The 3,841-nt window shown below is 54.3% G+C and carries 2 protein-coding genes; both read right to left on the bottom strand.

Annotated features, from left to right (window positions below; translation table 11 throughout):
* Positions 1-358: 358 nt before the first annotated feature.
* The gene (locus tag E1180_RS00275; RefSeq protein ID WP_155189093.1) at positions 359-1,792 is read right to left on the bottom strand and encodes an NAD(P)(+) transhydrogenase (Re/Si-specific) subunit beta; all 1,434 of its coding nucleotides are present in this window, start codon (positions 1,790-1,792) and stop codon (positions 359-361) included.
* Positions 1,793-1,805: 13 nt separating this feature from the next.
* Positions 1,806-3,377, bottom strand: a complete 1,572-nt coding sequence (locus E1180_RS00270) for a Re/Si-specific NAD(P)(+) transhydrogenase subunit alpha (protein WP_155189094.1) — start codon at positions 3,375-3,377, stop codon at positions 1,806-1,808.
* Positions 3,378-3,841: the final 464 nt, after the last annotated feature.

Here is a 3,841-nt window from a genome sequence, read left to right as displayed (position 1 = left end):
CAAAAACAGCCTCGTCCCGTAAGGGCCGCGCTACTTTTGTGGGGAAGGGCGCTGGTGAAATCCTTCCCGACTTGCCAACAGCGAGGGCTCAGGAATTGCTTATCCAAGAAATGCGACAAACCGCGCTTGGAATTTCTACGGTATGCCGTTCCTGGGGAACAGCGTGCGTTCAAGCGGCAGCTAATAAAGGACCAGTGTCTTAGGTAAATGGATCGATACACAGGATCCCAACTCAGAAAAAACCGGAACTTCAAGGCGTGAAAACCAATTCATTTGTGCTTGGTAGCCAGTATCCACGTGTTCAATAAAAAAGGCCCCATCTCCGGGGCCTTTTTCGTTTGAAAGGCAAGATAGATGATTAACTGATTTGACCGAGAAGCTTGTCGAGGCTGGCTTTCGCATCGCCATAGTACATCCGGGTATTCTCTTTATAAAACAGAGGGTTATCGATCCCGGAATAGCCGGTGCCCTGGCCCCGTTTTGAGACGAAGACTTGCTTGGCCTTCCAGACTTCAAGGACTGGCATGCCTGCGATCGGCGAATTCGGGTCGTCCTGGGCGGCCGGATTGACGATATCATTAGATCCGATAACGATCACGACATCGGTGTCCGGGAAATCTTCATTGATTTCATCCATTTCCAGCACGATGTCGTAGGGAACTTTGGCTTCGGCCAGCAGCACGTTCATATGCCCGGGCAGGCGTCCGGCCACCGGATGGATGGCAAAGCGCACGTTCTTTCCCTTGGCCCGCAGCCGTTTGGTCAATTCGCTGACAGTTTGCTGTGCCTGGGCGACCGCCATTCCGTAACCCGGTACAATGATTACGCTGTCTGCGTCATCCAGGGCCGCAACGACACCGTCTGCTTCAATGGCGATCTGCTCTCCTTCAACCTCCATGGCGGGGCCAGAGGTGTTTCCGAAGCCGCCCAGGATGACCGAAATGAAGGACCGGTTCATGGCCTTGCACATAATGTACGAGAGAATGGCGCCAGAGGACCCGACGAGCGCACCAACAACGATCAAAAGGTCATTTCCGAGCGAAAACCCAATGGCCGCCGCTGCCCAGCCTGAATAGCTGTTCAACATGGAGACAACGACGGGCATATCGGCGCCGCCAATGCCCATAATCAAGTGGTATCCAATGAAGAACGCCAGCAGCGTCATCAGGATCAGCGTCCAGATACCGGCACCGTTGAGGAACAGGATCAGAAGGAAAAAACTCGCGCCTGCAGCGCTGGCATTCAGAATATGCCCGCCCGGTAGCTTCTCCGCCTTAGACGTAACCTTTCCAGCCAGTTTGCCGAATGCGATCACAGAGCCGGTAAATGTGATGGCCCCAATGAATACGCCCAGAAACACTTCGACTTTCAAGATGGCTTGTTCGACCGATGTCTTTTTCGCCAGAAGGGCTGCAAACCCTTCTAGAGCCTTGTGTTCCTCCGGGCTCATGGCAAGAACGCGGCCGAGTTCAATATAAGCGTTGAACCCGACAAAGACCGCCGCCAGACCGACAAGAGAGTGCATAGCCGCAACAAGTTGCGGCATTTCGGTCATCTGAACCCGTTGGGCGACATAATATCCAATGACGCCGCCGATCGCGATGAACGCAAGCGACAGTCCCCACATCCCGGAGCCCGGGCCGATCAGGGTTGCCACAACCGCAAGCGCCATGCCTACGATGCCGTACCAGACGGCCCTTTTTGCACTCTCTTCACCGGAAAGCCCGCCGAGTGACAGGATGAACAGAACAGCCGCGACGACATATACCGCCGTTGTAAAACCGAATTCCATCGATCGGCCTCCCTTAAGACTTCTGGAACATGGCGAGCATGCGCCGTGTGACGAGGAAACCGCCGAAAATATTGATTCCGGCCATGAAGACGGAGACCGCAGCAAGGATTATCACAAGGCCTGACCCCGACCCGATCTGCATCAAAGCACCCAGAATGATGATTGATGAAATCGCGTTAGTAATCGCCATCAGAGGTGTATGAAGCGAATGGCTCACGTTCCAAATCACCTGGAAGCCGACAAATACGGACAGCACGAAAACAATAAAGTGCTGCATGAAACTGGCTGGTGCGACCAATCCGACAAGAAGTAAAAGCAAGCCTCCAACTGCCAGCAAGGAAACCTGCTGTTTGGTCTGCGCCTTGAACGCGGCAACTTCCTGCGCACGCTTTTCCTCGGGCGTTAGCTCTTTGGGTTTTTCTTTCGGCTTGGCTGCAATCGCCTGGACCTTGGGCGGTGGCGGCGGAAAGGTGATTTCACCCTTGTAGGTAACCGTGGCGCCGCGAATGACGTCATCTTCCATATTATGCGCGATCTGACCATCTTTCTCAGGCGTCAGATCGGTCATCATGTGACGGATGTTTGTTGCAAAGAGGCTGGATGACTGGGTTGCCATGCGGGACGGGAAGTCGGTGTAGCCGACGATTGTCACCCCATTTTCGGTAACAATTTTTTCGTCTTTCACTGTGCCTTCCACATTGCCCCCGCGTTCGGCGGCAAGGTCGATAATGACTGATCCAGGTTTCATGGCCTGGACCATATCTTCCAACCAGAGTTTCGGCGCGTCGCGGTTAGGAATCAGCGCCGTCGTGATTACAATGTCCATCTCGGGTGCAAGTTCCCGGAACTTGGCCAATTGCGCTTCTCTGAACTCGGGGGACGAGACACTGGCATACCCGCCGGTGGCCGAACCGTCTTGCTGGTCTTCCTCAAAATCCAGATAGACAAACTCCGCGCCCATGGATTCCACTTGTTCGGCAACCTCGGGGCGCACGTCAAACGCGTAGGTAACGGCGCCAAGTGAGGTCGAGGTTCCGATTGCCGCCAGGCCTGCGACACCAGCACCAACAATCAACACTTTCGCCGGTGGTACTTTGCCTGCCGCGGTAATCTGGCCGGTGAAGAAACGGCCAAAGTTGTTCCCGGCCTCTATCACCGCTCGGTAACCGGCGATGTTTGCCATGGAGCTTAGCGCATCCATCTTCTGCGCCCGGGAGATCCTTGGAACCATTTCCATGGCAATCACAGCCGCTCCAGCCGTTTTCGCAGCTTCCATGCCTTCCGTGTTCGAAGCCGGATTAAAGAAGGAAATGAGCGTCTTTTCCGCTGTCAGGTGTCCGATTTCCTTGGAATCCGGCTGCCGCACTTTTGTAATGATGTCGGCTTGTTTCCAAAGGCTTGCGGCGGTTTTTACGACCTCAGCACCGGCTGCTTCATAAGCATCATCTGAAAACCCGGCAGCCTTGCCTGCCCCGGACTGAATAAGGCATTTGTAGCCAAGCTTTTGCAGCTGCAGGGCGGAATCAGGTGTCATCGCGACACGGGATTCCCCCCGAAACGTTTCCTTGGGTGTCCCGATTTTCATGGGGTCTGCCATTAGGTGCTCCGAGATACAGGAAGGTCAGGGGAGGGGATCACGCGGCGAAACTTCGCAACGGTTGCATGCGCCTGGTCATGTTGATGTGCCCCCCGATTTAACCAGTTTGCCTGGTCAGATCTTTTTTCATAGGCGGTTAATTCAGCATAGCAGAACGGCAGGTGCAACAACTTACTCTCGCATTGCAACAATGGTCGCACTGTTCCGCGGGTAAATGCCAAACTGAAATAATCAGGCTTCATACACTTTTCGGGCCGACGCCGAGGGTTTTGAGACAAGCTTACCAGTAGGCACGCACATGAGGCTTGGCTGGCATTCCCTCAGTCTGCACAGTTTCAGTCTTCGATCCGGTGGGTTTCACCTGCGGGCTACCGAAGACGTGTGACTCGCCGTTTCACGTTTTTCTCACGCGCGCATTTTGATTGGATGGTCTAAATTTGGGGCATACCGTT

The organism is Roseibium denhamense (assembly GCF_009711415.1).
Taxonomy (GTDB): domain Bacteria; phylum Pseudomonadota; class Alphaproteobacteria; order Rhizobiales; family Stappiaceae; genus Roseibium; species Roseibium denhamense.
The sequence above is the reverse complement of the archived record's forward strand: the minus strand, read 5'-3'. Positions and strand labels throughout refer to the sequence as shown.

What these genes read in the sequence shown, in the direction of transcription:
- E1180_RS00275 (WP_155189093.1), bottom strand. Translation starts at nt 1,792, where the DNA reads ATGGAATTCGGTTTTACAACGGCGGTATATGTCGTCGCGGCTGTTCTG.
- E1180_RS00270 (WP_155189094.1), bottom strand. Translation starts at nt 3,377, where the DNA reads ATGAAAATCGGGACACCCAAGGAAACGTTTCGGGGGGAATCCCGTGTC.